The organism is Roseovarius indicus (assembly GCF_008728195.1).
Lineage (GTDB): Bacteria > Pseudomonadota > Alphaproteobacteria > Rhodobacterales > Rhodobacteraceae > Roseovarius > Roseovarius indicus.
This window is the reverse complement of sequence record NZ_CP031598.1, coordinates 5415842-5431845: the sequence shown is the minus strand read 5'-3', so window position 1 is coordinate 5431845 and position 16004 is coordinate 5415842. Positions and strand designations below refer to the sequence as shown.

At 63.3% G+C, this 16004-nt stretch carries 19 protein-coding genes, 1 tRNA gene and 1 pseudogene; 10 read left to right on the top strand and 11 right to left on the bottom strand.

The features are described from left to right. Positions 1–36: 36 nt before the first annotated feature. Positions 37–330 carry a rod-binding protein gene (locus RIdsm_RS26235; RefSeq protein ID WP_074939905.1) on the top strand — a complete coding sequence of 98 codons (294 nt, stop codon included), beginning with the start codon at positions 37–39 and terminating at the stop codon, positions 328–330. Then, positions 320–679 carry a flagellar export chaperone FlgN gene (locus tag RIdsm_RS26230; protein WP_057817597.1) on the top strand — a complete coding sequence of 120 codons (360 nt, stop codon included), beginning with the start codon at positions 320–322 and terminating at the stop codon, positions 677–679. Before RIdsm_RS26235 ends, RIdsm_RS26230 begins: the two co-directional genes overlap by 11 nt. A 205-nt stretch (positions 680–884) precedes the next feature. On the opposite strand, the pseudogene RIdsm_RS30610 reads toward RIdsm_RS26230, so the two are convergent. The 6 genes and pseudogenes from RIdsm_RS30610 to tsaD all read right to left on the bottom strand — a co-directional run. Further along, positions 885–986: pseudogene (locus tag RIdsm_RS30610) on the bottom strand (chemotaxis protein MotB); the annotation flags it as partial. Between the two features lie 298 nt (positions 987–1284). Next, the gene (locus RIdsm_RS26220) at positions 1285–1680 is read right to left on the bottom strand and encodes a DUF1761 domain-containing protein (protein ID WP_057817601.1); all 396 of its coding nucleotides are present in this window, start codon (positions 1678–1680) and stop codon (positions 1285–1287) included. Between the two features lie 27 nt (positions 1681–1707). Beyond that, positions 1708–2127: an EVE domain-containing protein gene (locus RIdsm_RS26215; protein ID WP_057817603.1), complete on the bottom strand. Its 420-nt coding sequence runs from the start codon at positions 2125–2127 to the stop codon at positions 1708–1710. A gap of 3 nt (positions 2128–2130) precedes the next feature. After that, the gene (locus RIdsm_RS26210; protein ID WP_057817605.1) at positions 2131–2400 is read right to left on the bottom strand and encodes a YciI family protein; all 270 of its coding nucleotides are present in this window, start codon (positions 2398–2400) and stop codon (positions 2131–2133) included. Next, positions 2401–3363, bottom strand: coding sequence for an NAD(P)H-dependent glycerol-3-phosphate dehydrogenase (locus RIdsm_RS26205; RefSeq protein ID WP_057817606.1), 963 nt, complete (start codon positions 3361–3363; stop codon positions 2401–2403). Next, on the bottom strand, positions 3360–4457 hold the full coding sequence (gene tsaD, locus RIdsm_RS26200; protein ID WP_057817608.1) for a tRNA (adenosine(37)-N6)-threonylcarbamoyltransferase complex transferase subunit TsaD: 1098 nt from the start codon (positions 4455–4457) through the stop codon (positions 3360–3362). Before tsaD ends, RIdsm_RS26205 begins: the two co-directional genes overlap by 4 nt. Before the next feature lie 72 nt (positions 4458–4529). Between tsaD and RIdsm_RS26195 the strand changes: the two genes are divergently transcribed. The 8 genes from RIdsm_RS26195 to RIdsm_RS26160 all read left to right on the top strand — a co-directional run bounded on the left by RIdsm_RS26195 (position 4530) and on the right by RIdsm_RS26160 (position 11584). Then, positions 4530–5258 carry a uroporphyrinogen-III synthase gene (locus RIdsm_RS26195; RefSeq protein ID WP_057817610.1) on the top strand — a complete coding sequence of 243 codons (729 nt, stop codon included), beginning with the start codon at positions 4530–4532 and terminating at the stop codon, positions 5256–5258. Positions 5259–5306: 48 nt separating this feature from the next. Beyond that, positions 5307–6749: a hypothetical protein gene (locus RIdsm_RS26190; protein WP_143100376.1), complete on the top strand. Its 1443-nt coding sequence runs from the start codon at positions 5307–5309 to the stop codon at positions 6747–6749. A gap of 19 nt (positions 6750–6768) precedes the next feature. Next, entirely contained in the window at positions 6769–8295 is a 1527-nt protein-coding gene (locus RIdsm_RS26185; protein WP_057817614.1) for a heme biosynthesis protein HemY, read from the top strand. 45 nt (positions 8296–8340) lie between these two features. After that, positions 8341–8416 (top strand) — tRNA-Thr (locus RIdsm_RS26180). Between the two features lie 92 nt (positions 8417–8508). Continuing rightward, the gene (locus tag RIdsm_RS26175) at positions 8509–9468 is read left to right on the top strand and encodes a hypothetical protein (protein ID WP_057817616.1); all 960 of its coding nucleotides are present in this window, start codon (positions 8509–8511) and stop codon (positions 9466–9468) included. A 244-nt stretch (positions 9469–9712) separates the two neighbouring features. Next, a complete protein-coding gene (locus RIdsm_RS26170) occupies positions 9713–10693 on the top strand; it encodes an SGNH/GDSL hydrolase family protein (protein ID WP_160325864.1) in 981 nt (326 codons plus the stop codon). Positions 10694–10821: 128 nt separating this feature from the next. Next, on the top strand, positions 10822–11397 hold the full coding sequence (locus RIdsm_RS26165) for a thermonuclease family protein (protein ID WP_057817620.1): 576 nt from the start codon (positions 10822–10824) through the stop codon (positions 11395–11397). A 46-nt stretch (positions 11398–11443) separates the two neighbouring features. After that, the gene (locus tag RIdsm_RS26160) at positions 11444–11584 is read left to right on the top strand and encodes a DUF2256 domain-containing protein (protein WP_074939907.1); all 141 of its coding nucleotides are present in this window, start codon (positions 11444–11446) and stop codon (positions 11582–11584) included. Here RIdsm_RS26160 and RIdsm_RS26155 read toward each other — a convergent pair. From RIdsm_RS26155 to ahcY, 5 genes are all read right to left on the bottom strand, one after another. Beyond that, complete coding sequence (locus RIdsm_RS26155; RefSeq protein ID WP_057817623.1) at positions 11581–11832, bottom strand: DUF3253 domain-containing protein; 252 nt, start codon at positions 11830–11832, stop codon at positions 11581–11583. The genes RIdsm_RS26160 and RIdsm_RS26155 overlap by 4 nt on opposite strands. 90 nt (positions 11833–11922) lie before the next feature. Continuing rightward, positions 11923–12264 carry a DUF2853 family protein gene (locus RIdsm_RS26150; RefSeq protein ID WP_057817625.1) on the bottom strand — a complete coding sequence of 114 codons (342 nt, stop codon included), beginning with the start codon at positions 12262–12264 and terminating at the stop codon, positions 11923–11925. A 148-nt stretch (positions 12265–12412) separates the two neighbouring features. Further along, positions 12413–12943, bottom strand: a complete 531-nt coding sequence (locus RIdsm_RS26145; RefSeq protein ID WP_236553347.1) for a DUF922 domain-containing protein — start codon at positions 12941–12943, stop codon at positions 12413–12415. A gap of 140 nt (positions 12944–13083) precedes the next feature. Next, entirely contained in the window at positions 13084–13959 is an 876-nt protein-coding gene (locus RIdsm_RS26140) for a PRC-barrel domain-containing protein (RefSeq protein ID WP_057817627.1), read from the bottom strand. A 470-nt stretch (positions 13960–14429) separates the two neighbouring features. Beyond that, the gene (gene ahcY, locus RIdsm_RS26135) at positions 14430–15824 is read right to left on the bottom strand and encodes an adenosylhomocysteinase (protein ID WP_074939914.1); all 1395 of its coding nucleotides are present in this window, start codon (positions 15822–15824) and stop codon (positions 14430–14432) included. Positions 15825–16004 lie beyond the last annotated feature (180 nt).

Here is a 16004-nt window from a genome sequence, read left to right as displayed (position 1 = left end):
ACATGCTCCGAGTTGCATTGAATTGGAGTCGATCGAGTGACGGAAATTTCACCACTTTCCCCGGCACAGCCCTGGGTCAAAAGCGATCTGCCCCTGCAAGAGGCTCGAGCGCGCGCCGCGGCGGTGGCGCTCGAGGCCAGCTTCCTTTCGGAAATGCTCAAATCCGCCGGATTCGGATCGCAGGTCAATTCGTTCTCGGGGGGGGCAGGCGAAGATCACTTCGCATCTTTCCACCGCGATGCCATCGCCCGGCGCATGGTCGCGGCAGGAGGGCTCGGGATGGCTGAACAGTTCTTCAAATCGATGATGGAGGCAAAGGATGGAACCTGAAACGGCAAAAGAGATACTTCAGGCGCTCGACGACCTGCTCGAACAGGAGCGCAGCGCCCTGCTGACGGGCGACCTCGACCAGATGGCGGTGTTGCTTGACCGCAAGACCGTCCTGATTGATGCGCTCAACACGGTCGAGCCGGAACATCAACCCGATCTCGACGAGATTCGCGGCAAGGTCAGGCGAAATCAGACGCTGCTGGACGGTGCGCTTCAGGGTATTCGGCAGGTGGCGGGTCGCATGGCCGCGCTCCGGCAACTGCGTCATTCCTTCGACACCTATGACGAAAGCGGGCGGCGCCACACGATCGAGGGGGCGGTGACTCGACAGGTCGAGAAACGGGCCTGAGGGGATTTGTGTCAAATCCGCAGAACATGCCGTTGGACACTTAGCACTCCATTAGCACCTCGGCGCCATGCTTGCCGTGCATTCCAGTGAGGGTGGCGCGACGGGCCGACAATCCTGTCGCACATGTCAGAACGACAGCTTGAGGCCGTCTCCCGACGGGGGCGGGACGTTTCACTGGCGCAAAGCGCCAAAGGCTAAAGGAAAATGCTATCGCCACCTTCCAGGCCCCACCATGGTGCCCGTCGCCCTTGACGATCTTTTTCCGTTTGATGATGACTGGCGCGGCGTTGTCACCCGACGCACTCATCTCCACCACCTTTTTTCTCACCCGAGGACAGGCATAGCCGACCGCACCTTACCGGCGGCTTAACGGATAAAGTTTTGGCCATTAACCTTTGGCCCGGCGCTCCCCGGAACACCCGCCGATTTGAGACGGATTCTAGGTACTTGCCATTTGCCGGGCGGGGCGGAATACCCTATGGTCACGACACAGGCCAGGATGGCCGCAACCTTTCCAGAGACACGTTTGGTGCAGTGGGAGCACTGGGGTGACGGAGGGTACTGCGCAATCCGGCCGGTACCCTCCGTAAAGTCTCCGAGACCTTTCAGAACAGCGTCAGAACCACGCCGATGATCGCACTGCCGATCGTCGCATATCCGCCATCGATCAGCGTCAGGCGGAACGGGCGGCCGCCGAAACTGTAGCAGGTCAAAAGCCAAGGGCTGGCCAGGAAAAGCCCGATCCCCAGCCCGGAAACCAAACCCTTGTCCACCGTGTCGATGCCGCTCAACGCGAAGATGTGCCGCATCATTCCTGCGACCAGAACCGCCGACCCGAAGGCCACGATATACGGCACCGGGTTCGACGCATTCAGCGGCTTGCCGCTGCTATCCGTCTCGATCCCCGCTGCCCTGATCCACGGCTTGGCCAGGATCATGTACCACACCGCCCCAAAGGCATAGGCGGCCACCGCCGCCACGAGCACGCCAAGATATCCCATCCGATCCTCCCCGGAAATGGCATCACGTCAGGCCGAAACCCCAGCCAGGTCACACACGATCTTCCACTCCTCCGCCGTCACCGGCTGCACCGACAGGCGCGAGTTCTTCACCAGCACCATCTCCGCCAGCCGCGGATCCTCCTTGATCATGTCCAGCGTGACCGGCCGCTCCACCGGTTTGACTGCCTTGATATCCACGCACTCCCAGCGCTCGTCATCGGTCGTGCTGTCCGGGTGCGCCTCGGCCATCACCTCGACGATCCCCACCACCGCCTTTTCCGTCTGGCTATGGTAAAAGAACCCCCGGTCGCCCACCGCCATCTCGCGCATGAAGTTCCGCGCCTGGTAGTTGCGCACGCCATCCCATTCCTCGCCCGTCTCCCCCTTGGCCACCTGGTCATCCCAGCTCCAGGTCGAGGGTTCGGACTTGAACAGCCAATAGCGCATCGCTCAGATCACCTTCTTCCACGGGATCAGCTCGACCGTCTCGAACAGCCCGGCCTTGGCATAGGGGTCGTTCTCGGCCCACGCCTCTGCCGCCGCCATGTCCTCGACATCGAGAATCACCAGCGAACCGCACATGTTCCCGTCATCCCCCAGCAGCGGCCCGGCCTGGCTCACCACGCCGGTCTCTTTCAGATAGGCGAGGTGTTTCTCGCGGTTCTCGGTCCGTATTTCGAGCGCACCGGGCTTGTCGCGGGCAATCAGGGCAATCAGCATTCATTCTTCCTTCAAAGGTCTCGACAACAGCATATCCATAGCCTGATCCACCCGCAATTGCCCGGTGACCAGCATCGTGATCGCCCGTATCACCGGCAGGTCCAGCCCGGCCTTCTCGGCGTGGTTGCACACCGCTTCCGCCGTCGCGGCCCCTTCGACAGTCACCCCGGGCTCGAATTCCTTGCCCTGCCCAAGGCTCACGCCGAACCGGTAATTCCGCGATTGGCCCGACGTACAGGTGAGCACCAGGTCACCAAACCCCGACAGTCCGGAAAGCGTCTCTCTTTCCGCCCCCATCTCCACGGCGGCTCGTTTCATCTCGGCAAACGCCCGTGTCAGCAACGCGGCCCTGGCACTCTCGCCCAGCCCGGCGCCCATGGCGGCCCCGCACCCGATGGCGATCACGTTCTTCAACGCCCCGCCCAGCTCGGCCCCGATCACGTCCGTACTCCGGTAAAGCCGCAAATTCGGCGTCGTCAGCCTTTCCTGAAGCGCCGCGCCCGTCGCCTCGCCCTCGCAGGCCAGCGTCAGCGCGGTCGGCAGACCCTTCGCAATGTCGTCGGCAAATGACGGCCCGGTCAGAATCGCGCAAATCGCCCCCGGCAGCACATCCTCGATCACCTGCGTCGGCCGCCTGCCGGTCGAAAGCTCGATCCCCTTGCAACACGCCACCAGTGGCCCACCCGAGCCCAGCAGCCGCTGGTTCTCCTCGCAAAACGCCCTGAGCTTCTGCGTCGGCACCGACAACAGCGTCGCATCCACATCCGTCGGCGGCAGATCCCCCGTCGCAATCGAAATCGCCTCGGGCAAGGTCACACCCGGCAAACGGCGCGCATTCTCCCGCGTCTTGCGCATCTCCCGCGCATGCTCGGCATCCCGGCACCAAAGCGTCACCGGCCCGGTCTTCGCCAGCGACACCGCCAGCGCCGTGCCGAATGCGCCGGCTCCCATCACCCGGATCATGCCTTCGCTCCCTTCTTGCCGCTCCCCAGCATCGCCGGGCTCGCGCCATCCAGCGGCCAGCGCGGCCGCGCGGCCAACGTCATGTCATCCCGGATACCGGCGGCAAACAGTTCTGCGCCCGCATAGGCAATCATAGCCGCGTTATCCGTGCACAATCTCAACGGCGGAGCGACGAATTTTGTTTCGAACTCGGCGGAAACAGTCTCTAACTTGCCCCGAATGGCGGCGTTCGCCGCAACGCCACCCGCCACGGCCAGCACCGGAACCGCCCCGGCCTCTTCCGCATAAACCGCCAGTGCACGCCGGGTCTTCTCGGCCAGAACATCCGCCACGGCTGCCTGGAAACCGGCGCACAGATCCGCCCGGTCGGCCCGCGTCAGCCCGCCTTTGTCAGCCACGATCTGGTCCCGCGCCCGAAGCACAGCGGTTTTCAGCCCCGAGAACGACATGTCACACCCCGGCCGATCCAGCAGCGGCCGAGGAAACCGGAACCGCCCGACATCGCCCTTGGCCGCTTCCCGCTCCACCGAAGGCCCGCCCGGCTGCGGCAATCCCAACAGCCTTGCCACCTTGTCGAACGCCTCCCCCGGCGCATCGTCGATCGTCCCGCCCAGCCGCGAGAAATCCTGCGCGCCCCGCACGATCAGCAATTGGCAATGCCCGCCCGACACCAGCAGCATCAGGTACGGATACTCCACCCGGTCCGTCAGCCGCGGCGTCAGCGCGTGCCCCGCCAGGTGGTTCACTCCCACCAGCGGAAGCCCGGCCCCCGCGGCCAGCCCCTTGGCGCACATCACGCCAGACAACACACCGCCAATCAGCCCCGGCCCGGCGGTCACGGCAATGGCATCAACGCCCGAAAGCCGCAAATCAGCCCGTTTCAGAGCCTCTTCAACGCAAATATCAAGCTTCTCCGCATGGGCCCGTGCCGCAATCTCCGGCACAACCCCGCCAAAGGCCGAATGCAACTCGGCCTGTCCGAACACCACCGATGACAGAATCTCCGCCTCACCGGTCCCGTCCACGCGCACAACCGCGGCCGCCGTATCGTCACAGCTGCTTTCCAGCCCCAATACTGTCAGAGGTGCACCCATCGGCCCGCCCGTTGCGCGTTGATCCATCGGCAGGTAACACCAGTATGGGGCGCAAACAACTCCGGGCAAGGTATGGCCACCACGATTCTGATCACCCGGCCCGAACCGGCCGCCAGCGGATTCGCCGAGAAACTGCGCAATCGGCTGGGCGGGGACGCTCGCATCGTCATTTCCCCCATCCTGCGTATCGAACATCTGCCCGTCAGCCTGGATAACATCGCCGCAGGCGACACGCTCATTCTGACTTCCGCCCAGGCCCTCCCGGCGCTCACCGGCCGAGCCCGTGGCCAGACATGCTACTGCGTCGGCCCCGCCACCACGGAGGCCGCGAAAAGGGCCGGGCTCACCGCCATCGACACCGGCGGCACCGCCGAGCATCTCGCCCGGCGCCTCCTCGCCGACCGGCCAAGCGGAAACCTGCTCTATCTGCGCGGCGAACACGTGGCCTCGGATCTGGCAAAAATCCTCTCTGAGGCCGGCATAGAGACTGAAGAAAGGGTCGTCTATCGCCAGCTCCCCCAGGCTCTCGACCCGACGGCCCTCTCCCTTCTGGAAGGCCGTAACCCCCTTGTGATCCCGCTCTTCTCGCCCCGCAGCGCCCGCCTTTTCCTCGAGGCCGCACCGGGCCCCGCGCCCCTGCACATCGCCGCCATCAGCCGCAACACCGCCGAAACCGTTCCCGCCGGCCGTGCCGCTTCCATCCATATCGCCGAAACCCCCACCGCCGAGGCCATGCTCGACCTCATCGAAGACCTTGCGTCAGGCCCCAACCGGGTTGAGAGTGGAAATACAGCCAAGTAAGGTCAGATAAAGACGAGCGCGCCGGCGAAATCGACAGGGGTGACACAGGTGGCGAGAAAGACAACGTCCAAGACCACGACTTCGAAACGCAAGACATCCGACAAGGATGCAACCGACAAGACCGAAACCGACGCGGCCAAGGCCGCGGAGGACGGCGCGGATGCATCCGGAACTCCTTCCGAAACCGCCGAGGGCTCGGCGGCGCTGTCTGCATCCGTAGACGGCTCCGACACGCCCGAAAGCGCCGAGACGGCTGAGTCTGACAAACCGGAAGACACGCCCACGGCGGATGCCACCGAACCGGATACCTCCGAACCGGACGCCTCCAACGATGCCGACCCCACGGCCACCGGTGACGACACCGCCTCCGACCAGCCCCGCCCGTGGGGCGACACCACGCCGGAAAGCGCCGATTCCACCGATACCATCGCGACCGGCGAAGACACCAAGCCGGAGCCCGACCCCGAGCCCAGGCCGGAGCCAACCCCGGCCCCCGCCCGTACCGAACCGACAGTCGTCCACAAGGGCGGCTTCTTCCCGACGCTCCTTGGCGGCGTCGCCGCCGGCGCCATCGGTTTCGGCGTGGCCTATTTCCTCTTCACCCAGCCTGCCGATACCACCGGCCTCGATGCCCTGCGCACCGAGACCGACGAAAAGCTGCAATCGCAATCCGACCGTCTCGACACCCTGACGGAACAGCTCGGCGCCGGGTCAGAGGCGCCCGACCTCTCCACCCTCGAACAGGGCCAGACCGACCTGCAGGAAACGCTGACGTCACTCTCCGACCAGCTTTCGCAAACGCAGGACGACCTCGCCGCCCTCTCCTCCCGCGTCGACGAGCTCGAATCGCGCCCCCTCACCGAAGGCGCCTCCGAGGCCGCAACCGCCGCCTACGAGGCGGAGCTGCAGAAACTTCAGGATGCGATGGCCGAACAGCGCGCCGAGATCGAGGAAATGGTCACCCGCGCCCAGCAAATGGAAACCGAAGCCGAAACCACGGCCCAGGCCACCATGCAGCGCGCCGCCCTCGCCCGCATCCAGACCGCGCTCGACGCCGGCGGCGGCTATGCCGACGCGATGGCCGACCTGCAGGAAACCGGCATCGAGGTGCCGGAAGTGCTCTCCAGCACCGCTGATAGCGGTGTCCCGACCCTGGCAGAGCTTCAGGAGAGCTTCCCCGAAGCCGCCCGCGCGGCGCTGGCCGCCGCCCGTGACGCCGCCGCCGAAGCCGGCGAAACCGGCGGCCTCTCCGCCTTCATCCGCACCCAGCTCGGCGCCCGCTCGCTCGAGCCGCGCGAGGGCGACGACCCCGATGCCATCCTCTCCCGCGCCGAGGCCGCCACCCAACAGGGCCGCCTCACCGATGCGCTGGCCGAGATCGAGGCGCTGCCTGACGTGGCCCGCGCCGAGCTTTCCGACTGGGCCGCTCAGGCCACCCGCCGGCTCGAGGCCGTCGCGGCGGCCCAGCAACTCAGCGAAGAATTGAACTGAAACCGAAAGGGCGCGTGCCATGCTATGGTCCATCATAAAGATCGCGGTGTTCATCGCCCTTGTCGCAGCGGCGAGCTTTGCGGCGATCTACCTGCTCGAACTCGATGGCGGCGTGCGTGTCGTCATGGCCGGGCAGGAATACAACCTCACTCCGCTCACCGCCGTGATCGCGCTGATCCTTCTGGTCATCGCCATCTGGGTGCTGCTCAAGCTGGCCGCGCTGGTCATCGCCGTCCTGCGCTTCATCAATGGCGATGAAACAGCCATTTCCCGCTATTTCGACAAGAACCGGCAGGAAAAAGGCTACCGCGCGCTCTCCGAAGGGCTGATGGCGCTCGCGTCGGGCGAGGGCAACGTCGCGATGGCCAAGGCCAACCGCGCCGAACGCTACCTCCGCAAACCGGCGCTGACCAACCTCATCACCGCCCAGGCCGCCGAAATGTCCGGCGACCGCCGCAAGGCCGAAGAGGTCTACAAACGCCTTCTGACCAACGAGAAGACCCGCTTCGTCGGCGTCCGCGGCATCATGCGCCAGAAGCTCTCCGACGGCGACACAGACACCGCCCTCAAACTGGCCCAGACCGCCTTCGCCCTCAAACCCCGCCACGAAGAGGTGCAGGATACGCTCCTCAAGCTTCAGGCCCAGAAACACGACTGGTCCGGCGCCCGCGAAACCCTTCGCGCCAAGCTGAAGCACGGCAACATGCCCCGCGACGTGCACCGCCGCCGCGACGCGGTGCTGGCCCTCTCCGAGGCCCAGGACATCCTCGACGAAGGCAAGGATATCGAGGCCAAGGAACAGGCAATCGAGGCCAACCGCCTCTCGCCCGACCTGATCCCCGCCGCCGTCATGGCCGCGCGCAGCTATATCCGCGCCGATTCCAAGCGCTATGCCGTCCGCGTCCTGCGCAAGGCATGGGATGCACAGCCCCACCCCGACCTCGCCGCCGCCTTCGCCGAGATCGAACCGGGCGAAAGCCCCAAGGAGCGGCTCAAGCGCTTTGCCAAGCTGCTCAAGATCCACCCCGAGCACCGCGAAACCAAGCTGGTCGAGGCCGAGCTGCACATCGCGAACGAGGATTTCCCGGCCGCCCGCCGCGCGCTCGGCACCCTCGCCGAGGATGACCCGGATGCCCGCACCCTCACCATCATGGCCGCCATCGAACGCGGCGAAGGCGCCTCCGACGCCGTGGTCAAGGGCTGGTTGACCCGTGCGCTCGCGGCGCCGCGCGGCCCGCAATGGGTCTGCGACAACTGCCACCACATCCACGCCCACTGGGTGCCGGCCTGCGAAAACTGCCAGTCCTTCGACACCCTGTCGTGGAAATCACCTCCGGCCGCCACGGTCACCAGTTCGACCGGCGTCGAGATGTTGCCCCTCATCGTCGGCTCGCTTGAAGACAAGTCGCGCGACGATCAGCCCACCGAAGCCACGGGCGATGGCCCGGCCGATGCCACCGGCGAAACCCGGCCCGACCCGGTAATCGCCGACGCGGAAATCGTCGAAGACCCGGCCCCGGAAGAGGAGCGGAAAGCCGCAAATTAGGGCTTCCCCCGCCCCCGTCCCGGTGCTATAGCCCCGCGTCACGGGGCCGCTGTAGCTCAGCTGGTAGAGCACGTCATTCGTAATGATGGGGTCGTAGGTTCGAGTCCTATCAGCGGCACCACTTACTGCACTAGCGTCGGGCTTCGTCTGTTCGCATGTGGGCGGACCTGACCGTCCGCAGGTTTCAAATCCTGATCAGGACATGCCGCAGTCATGATAATCGAACGACCCGATGATCGTGTGCTTGAAACCGTTTTCCTGACCAACGTGAACCTTGCCTTCCCCCTCCAGGCACGAAAGTGGCTGGCGCTTCTCCAGAACGACCCGTTGTCCGGGATCCGGATCAAACCCAACGTCTCACGTCCAGCTGCGGATATGGGGTTCAGCTTTTCTTCGAACGGCTTCGGTCTGCGCGGCCCGGACAAACCGGACGCCGGCACAGTCATTTTCGGCACGTCCTTTGCGATGGGTATGACTGTCGACAACGGAGACAACTGGTACGACGAGCTGGATTTCGAAGACGGCGCGCTGAATCTCGGCCTGCCTGTCGGAATCGCAGAAATGCAGAACCTGCTAGAGGAACTGCATACCGGCCCACGTCGAACTGCCATCTTTCTGTACCATCCGAACATCTGGGGTCACGAAGTTAAGTTCAGTACCTTGCGCGGCAAAGACGTCGACGCCTTCACGGAATTCAGGTGGTCCCTGGATTTGGCTCAGGCATTTGAAAAGGGGGCAAAAATCATTGGGACGATGTCGAAAGGCAAAAACAAGAACCTGATGATTGCCGAGGTACTCGGGCAATTGTACCTGCTCAATGCCAAATACTCCCTTTTTGACCAAGGCTTCGTTGAGCAGACATACCGTCCTGCCACGAAGGGGCTCGTCGACATGCTCAGCGCGTTCGAGAACGTGCTCGTGGTTCGACTTCCCACCAAGGAAGAGCTCGCGTTCTCGCACCTCCAACACCCGGCCCTGCGGGACCTGAGACAAAACCATCTCAGTGGCTGGGAATTCTTCAAGTCGCAGGTCGTCGAGCAACTTCCGCGGTCCGAAGTCCACGAAGGCGATTGTTTTGAACTCTCGGACTACCAGCCATGCGACACACACTGGAACCGTGCGGGCAACGCCAGAATGCGAAACTTGCTTCGGTCCCTCGGTTACGCGGCCTGATCCCTGCCAGCCGGGCCCGATGCCGCTTAATGCTTCAAGTCGAAGCCAGCGTGCAATCGCCTCGCAAATGACATCACCGCCGAAACTGGAATTCCTGCGCAGAATCTATGGAACAAGTTCTTTCCGAATGCGTTGATCAACGGGTACGAGCCACGATAACCCCCAAAAAACTGCCAGATTTCCTGTTCCGGAGCTTGAACTCTTGCGTCCATCCATTGCCATCGCTGGCACGTCCAACTCTGTCATGGCCAGATGCTATGCTTGGGTTCTGTCGAACTCTCCCGATTTCGACGTGGTGAACCATTCCAGAGGGGCAAGCAGCAGCACGGTGTTGCCCTACGCCCTCGGCAAGATCGACCTGAGCCAGACCGATTTTCTGGTGATCGACGTACTGAACAACGAAGAGAATTTCGTGTTGCTCGGACAGACGACGATCGAAGATGTGAAGAATAACCTTTGCAGCGCCCTGGACGCGGCGGCGGAACACGGTGTCGTGCCGATCGTGCTGTCGTTCCCGAGACAGAATTTCCTCAATCGCGAGCGCGTGGTTCATGACGCCATCAAGGCCTATTGTCGTGAGCTCGGCGTCGTATTCGTCGACATGTATGAAATGGTTGAGGACGCGGTCGAACGCGCGCCCGTCACGGTGTACAAAAGATCATTCTTTGACGGCGTGGCTCATATCAAGCGCCCGATAAGCCGGTTGGTCGGTAGCCGCCTGGCCGACGCCATCCGCAGATCCTTCCACTCCGACCGCGTGGCGACCAGCGACCACGCGCTGGCCTTCGATAGAATCGAATTCTGCTTTCCAGAACCGGAGGCCGGGTTGATCGAACGGCAAAACGGCTTTGCGACAGAAAAAATCGCATGTCTCGGCGTCGGCGAAAGCATCGGCTTGATGGATAGCTTCGACGTTGTGGGAATCGCCTTCAACTCCGAGATGACGGATTCTGTCTTGTCCACTGACCATGAACAGGTCATTTCGCTGAAAGGTCCGGACAAAGCCGAAGGTCGGGAACTGATGACGGTCATATTGCCGACGAGGTTCCGGTCATCTCGCCTTACAGTAACCGGAGAGCCGGGGGCGAAGTTCGAATTCGTCGGCTACGCTCGCCACACCGACGACCGCCGCGCCCGTACGCGTGTGGCCAGGCGCTCCGTCTTGCCTGTGCCGGAATTCGACGAACAGTTTAAGAAAGATATCGCTCTCCTTGCCGTGACGTAGACTGCCCATGCCTACAGACGCGCCCTTGCATGTCTCGACCCCGCGTCACGACACCGCGCTGCAGATCCCTGTCATGAAACCCCGGCCGGCGCACCAGCGCCACGCCCTTCCCTGCAAAAGAATCGCCCATGCCGGGCCATATTTCTGCCGAAGAGGTTACCTACCTTGACGGCATGTTGTTTCTGCTCCGGCCCAGCCCAAGTTCCGTATTGGGGCGCATCATCTCGTCGGTCCGTTCGGCCATACTGGTCGGGCTGGCATTGGTGACGGTCCCCTACCTTTCCGCGTGGTACGAGCCACGGCAGGGCGCGACCTCGGTGCACACCGTTGCCAACCAACCCTCCGGCAACGCCCTGCGCGGCGGGGATGCCCTGGCAGGCATCCGGCCCGTCTCCCGTGAAGAAGGGCTCGCCCTGAACGGCAAACGCCTTGCCGGGCAGGTCACCCATGTCCGCGATGGCGACACCGTCGAGATTGCCGGCGTGCCGGTGCGCATCGCCAATCTCGACTGCGCGGAAAAGGGCACCTCGGAAGGCGAACGCGCCACGCGCGTGATGCTGCGGCTGGCCTCGGCCGGGCCCCTCGCCTGCAACCTGACCGGAAAACGCTCCCATGACCGCGAGGTCGGCACCTGCAAGATGGCCGACGGCCGCGACATCGGCCAGCTTCTCATCTCGGAAGGCGTCTGCGGCCGCTGGCAATAATCCCGCCCGGCACTAAATCTGCCGTGTCCAGACAGCGACATCGGGCATGAAACACCGCCGAAAATCCGACCTGCCGACCAAGATCTGTGCCACCTGTGGCCGCCCGTTCACCTGGCGCCGCAAATGGGCCCGGGTCTGGGACGAAGTCCGCTATTGCTCCGATCGCTGCCGCCGCAACAAGGCCTAGCCGGGCGGCAGGCCAAGCCGGATCACACCCCCGGTGTCGTGGTCGCTCACAACCTCGCCCTTCCGGTAAACCGCGATCCGCCCCTCCTCCGCCAGCCCCCTGGCCACGTCCCGCACCTCCGGCATCAGCGCGCGCCACTCATCCGCCAGGGCCCGGGCCACCTCCGACGGGCAAATCGTCTTTCCCCGCCCACGCGCGTGGCACTGGCGCAGGATTTCCTCGGCGATCCGGTCTCTCGGCGGGCTCATCCCTCATAGCTAGCCGCACCTCCCGTTACACCAAGACTAAAAAGCCCGCTCGGCCGAGCGGGCTTTCACGGTCCTCGGCCAACGACCGGATCAGCCGTAAACCGACTCTTTGCCGAAATGCTTGGTCAGCATGTAGTAAACGACCGCACGGTACTTGTTCCGCTCCGACTTGCCATAGGTCTCGATCACCTGGTTGATCGCTTCCATCAGCTGCGGCCCGTCCGTCAGCCCCAGCTTCTTGATCAGGAAATTGTCCTTCACGGTTTCCAGCTCATGCTCCTGCCCGGCAGCCACCGTCGAAGCGTCGGCATCATAGATCGCGGGGCCACAGCCGATGGTCACCTTGGTCAGCAGGTCCATATCCGGCTGCATCCCGCATTTGCTGCGAAGGTCCTCGGCATAGGTTTCGATCAGATCGTCACGACGTCCCATAGTCTTTCTCCCGAATGTACCGGCATCCCCGCCGGTTTTCTGAGGTTATTTTCTGACAGCCCTGATTGGCTGCCTTTGACGATAGCGAGTGTTCGGACCCGTACAAAGGGAAAATTGCCCACGCTTTGGCCCACTTGGCCTGCCCCGGCTACTGCCTCGCCGCATCCGTCAGACCGCCGCCCGACACCTTGGCCCCCTCCACCGCCTCGGGATGCGGAAAGACAACCCCCTCGAACCGCCCGTGATCGGTCTCGCGATCATAGATCTTGTCCTGCTCGGCCCACCTGTCGACGATGGCATTGCCGTTCCGGCACTCCTTCTCCACAAGCTCCCTGGCCGCATTCACCCCATGCGCACCGTGCTGTTCCTCGTGCTTGCCCAGCGCCTTCAGCATCTTCTCCCAGCTCAGCCGAAGCTTCTCGTCCAGAAGCGCCGGGTTCACGTGCCGCGGCATTGTATAGTTGATCCTCAACCGCACCTGGCAATCCGCGCTCCACCGCACGTACCACCTTGCATAGGCCCAGTACCCCTCGGGCCCCCGCTGCTGCATCTGCACGAGGATGTCATCCGCCGTCGTCCCGTCAACCGGGTAGGTCTCCCAGTTCTCCTTGATCGTCGGATTGGCCAGCGCCGGCACGGCGCCAAGCACACCGACAAGGGCAAGGATGGGGAAAAGCACATGTTTCAACATAAGGCCCACGCCGCAAAATCACTGCCGTGATCAGACGACAGGCAAAACCCTCCGTCAAGCACCCGCGCAAAGGAAAGGGCGCCGCGGCATGGCCCCGGCGCCCTTGCATCAGTCTCTAGGACAGGCCGTTACGATTGATCGGCGTCCGTCTCTTCTTCGACGCTTTCGTCAGCGGCGGTCGACTCGTCCGATTGCTCGGTTTCCGTGTCGGCAGCAGCTTCTTCCTCGGCATCGGCCGCAGGATCTTCGGCGCTTGCGCCTTCTTCTTCCATGGCGTCGCCTTCTTCAGCCTCGGTCGCGGCGGCGTCTTCTTCCGTCGCAGCGTCCGTATCGGCAGCGGCGTCTTCCTCCGACGCAGCATCCGTATCGGCTGCGGCGCCATCTTCGGCTTCGGTGTCGGCACCGTCTTCCATGTCGGTCGATGCGGCAGCGCCGTCATCCGAACCGCTCATGTCCGACGCGCTGTCGTCAGCGGCGTCATCGCCCGACATCAGGCTTGCCATCTGCGTATCGTCCGGCAGGCTCTCGGCGTTCGATTCATCGAACTCGGGGCGCTCTTTCAGCGTCTCCTTGTCGGTGTCGAGCATCAGCGTCGTCTCTTCCGGCGAGTATTCGAACTCGTCCATCTGGATGGCGACGGTGTATTCGCCAAGCCCAAGGAAACCGCCGATACCGATCACGCCGGCAACGCCTTCAGGCTGCTCGATCACATAGTCGATCTCGCCGATCGTATTGCCTTCGGGGTCGACGACCGAGCGGCCGATAACCTGGCCGACAGTCATTTCCTCGATGGATTTCGGCGCTTCGGCGGCGGCTTCGCCTTCGGCATAGGTGCCGCTGGTGTCGGTCATGCCGGTACCGGTGCCGGTATCGCTCATGCCGGTCGATTGCTCGGTGCCGGTGGCAGTGCCGGTACCGGATTCAGTGGTCGTGTCTTGGGCCGATGCCGCACCGGTCAGAAGGGCGGCCACGGCGGCCGATGTCAGAAACTTACTCAGGGTCATGATGTGCCTCCTTTTCTCACACAACGTGAAATTCGAGATAGGAGGGCTTTTCCCCGGGCCTATATCCGCCGCCCGAATTGGCGATTTTCAGGCGATTGTGCGCCATTTGACCAGCTTCGCGCAGGCAGGTTCCCGCTTGAATCCACTTTTTTGGGGCTCCAACGGGCGGAAACCGCCGACGACCAGCCTCGAGAGGCGTTAGTCCCTACAACCTTTCGAAGAAAAGCGAACAAGACGCGCTTGTTTTCTCAACCAGTTGAAAAAACAGACTATTTTCAGGGAAATCTCAAATCAGCCCCCAAAAACAGCGCCGGAAACCCCCGAACAACCCTGCCTGGCCCGGTCTGAAGGCACGCTGTCAAGCAATACGGGCGCAGTATTCCAACCTGCCGCCTGAAATCTGAATCCGTCCCAAACAAAAACGCGCCGCCGTGTCCGGCAGCGCGTTCCGTTTCGGCCAAGGCCGGTGATCAGTAGCGGTAGTGCTCGGGCTTGTAAGGGCCGTCCTGCGGCACACCGATATAGTCGGCCTGGTCGTCGCGCAGCTGGGTCAGCTTGACGCCGATCCGCTCGAGGTGCAGGCGCGCGACCTTCTCGTCGAGATGCTTGGGCAGGATGTAGACGTTGTTGTCATACTGATCGCCCTTCGTCCAAAGCTCGATCTGCGCCAGAACCTGGTTGGTGAAGCTCGCCGACATCACGAAGCTCGGGTGCCCCGTGGCATTGCCGAGGTTCAGCAGGCGGCCTTCCGACAGAAGGATGATCCGCGCGCCCGAAGGCATCTCGATCATGTCCACCTGGTCCTTGATGTTGGTCCATTTGTGGTTCTTCAGGCTCGCCACCTGGATCTCGTTGTCGAAGTGGCCGATGTTGCCGACGATCGCCATGTCCTTCATCTCGCGCATATGCTCGATGCGGATCACGTCCTTGTTGCCGGTCGTGGTGATGAAGATATCGGCCGATGTGACCACGTCTTCCAGCGTCACCACCTCGTAGCCATCCATCGCCGCCTGAAGCGCGCAGATCGGGTCGACTTCCGTCACCTTCACCCGGGCGCCCGCGCCCGACAGCGAGGCGGCCGAGCCCTTGCCCACGTCGCCATACCCGCACACGACCGCGACCTTGCCGGCCATCATCGTGTCGGTCGCCCGGCGGATGCCGTCGACAAGGCTCTCTTTACAGCCATACTTGTTGTCGAACTTCGACTTCGTCACAGAGTCGTTCACGTTGATCGCCGGGAACGGCAGGTGGCCCTTCTCCATCATCTTGTAGAGACGGTGCACACCGGTCGTGGTCTCCTCGGAGACACCCTTGATCATGTGCCGCTGCTTGACGAACCAGCCGGGGCTTTCCTTCATCCGCTTCTTGATCTGCGCGAACAGGAATTCCTCTTCCTCGCTCTGCGGGTTCTCGATCAGGTCGGTCTCGCCCTCCTCGACCCGGGCCCCCATCAGGATGTAAAGCGTGGCATCGCCGCCATCGTCGAGGATCATGTTCGCGCCGCCCTCTTCGAATTGGAAGATGCGGTCAGCGTAGTCCCAGTATTCTTCCAGCGTCTCGCCCTTCACGGCGAAAACCGGCGTCCCGCTCTCGGCGATCACGGCCGCCGCGTGGTCCTGAGTCGAGAAGATATTGCAGCTCGCCCAGCGCACATCCGCGCCCAGCGCCACCAGCGTCTCGATCAGGCAGGCGGTCTGAATGGTCATGTGCAGCGACCCGGCAATCCGTGCGCCTTTGAGAGGTTTCGCCTCGCCGTATTCCTCGCGCAGGGCCATCAGCCCCGGCATCTCCGTCTCCGCAATGTCCAGTTCCATACGCCCGAACCCGGCGAGACCAATATCCTTGACCAGAAAGTCCTTTGCCATGATGGTGGCTCCTTGCAATCCAAAACTCGCAAGGCAGATAGCACCGCCCCCCCGTGCAGGCAATACGTCAAAGCCCCGCGCCCCCTGACCCCGGGCCATGGCCTTTGCAAAAGCCGCCTACCGGGTCTATGAGTGCCCGCGCTTTACTCGTTTCTTTCCGGAGGTGGCCCGTGGCCAAAC

What these genes read in the sequence shown, in the direction of transcription:
- RIdsm_RS26230 (WP_057817597.1), top strand. Translation starts at nt 320, where the DNA reads ATGGAACCTGAAACGGCAAAAGAGATACTTCAGGCGCTCGACGACCTG.
- RIdsm_RS26220 (WP_057817601.1), bottom strand. Translation starts at nt 1,680, where the DNA reads ATGGGATATCTTGGCGTGCTCGTGGCGGCGGTGGCCGCCTATGCCTTT.
- RIdsm_RS26215 (WP_057817603.1), bottom strand. Translation starts at nt 2,127, where the DNA reads ATGCGCTATTGGCTGTTCAAGTCCGAACCCTCGACCTGGAGCTGGGAT.
- RIdsm_RS26210 (WP_057817605.1), bottom strand. Translation starts at nt 2,400, where the DNA reads ATGCTGATTGCCCTGATTGCCCGCGACAAGCCCGGTGCGCTCGAAATA.
- RIdsm_RS26205 (WP_057817606.1), bottom strand. Translation starts at nt 3,363, where the DNA reads ATGATCCGGGTGATGGGAGCCGGCGCATTCGGCACGGCGCTGGCGGTG.
- tsaD (WP_057817608.1), bottom strand. Translation starts at nt 4,457, where the DNA reads ATGGGTGCACCTCTGACAGTATTGGGGCTGGAAAGCAGCTGTGACGAT.
- RIdsm_RS26195 (WP_057817610.1), top strand. Translation starts at nt 4,530, where the DNA reads ATGGCCACCACGATTCTGATCACCCGGCCCGAACCGGCCGCCAGCGGA.
- RIdsm_RS26185 (WP_057817614.1), top strand. Translation starts at nt 6,769, where the DNA reads ATGCTATGGTCCATCATAAAGATCGCGGTGTTCATCGCCCTTGTCGCA.
- RIdsm_RS26175 (WP_057817616.1), top strand. Translation starts at nt 8,509, where the DNA reads ATGATAATCGAACGACCCGATGATCGTGTGCTTGAAACCGTTTTCCTG.
- RIdsm_RS26170 (WP_160325864.1), top strand. Translation starts at nt 9,713, where the DNA reads ATGGCCAGATGCTATGCTTGGGTTCTGTCGAACTCTCCCGATTTCGAC.
- RIdsm_RS26165 (WP_057817620.1), top strand. Translation starts at nt 10,822, where the DNA reads ATGCCGGGCCATATTTCTGCCGAAGAGGTTACCTACCTTGACGGCATG.
- RIdsm_RS26160 (WP_074939907.1), top strand. Translation starts at nt 11,444, where the DNA reads ATGAAACACCGCCGAAAATCCGACCTGCCGACCAAGATCTGTGCCACC.
- RIdsm_RS26155 (WP_057817623.1), bottom strand. Translation starts at nt 11,832, where the DNA reads ATGAGCCCGCCGAGAGACCGGATCGCCGAGGAAATCCTGCGCCAGTGC.
- RIdsm_RS26150 (WP_057817625.1), bottom strand. Translation starts at nt 12,264, where the DNA reads ATGGGACGTCGTGACGATCTGATCGAAACCTATGCCGAGGACCTTCGC.
- RIdsm_RS26140 (WP_057817627.1), bottom strand. Translation starts at nt 13,959, where the DNA reads ATGACCCTGAGTAAGTTTCTGACATCGGCCGCCGTGGCCGCCCTTCTG.
- ahcY (WP_074939914.1), bottom strand. Translation starts at nt 15,824, where the DNA reads ATGGCAAAGGACTTTCTGGTCAAGGATATTGGTCTCGCCGGGTTCGGG.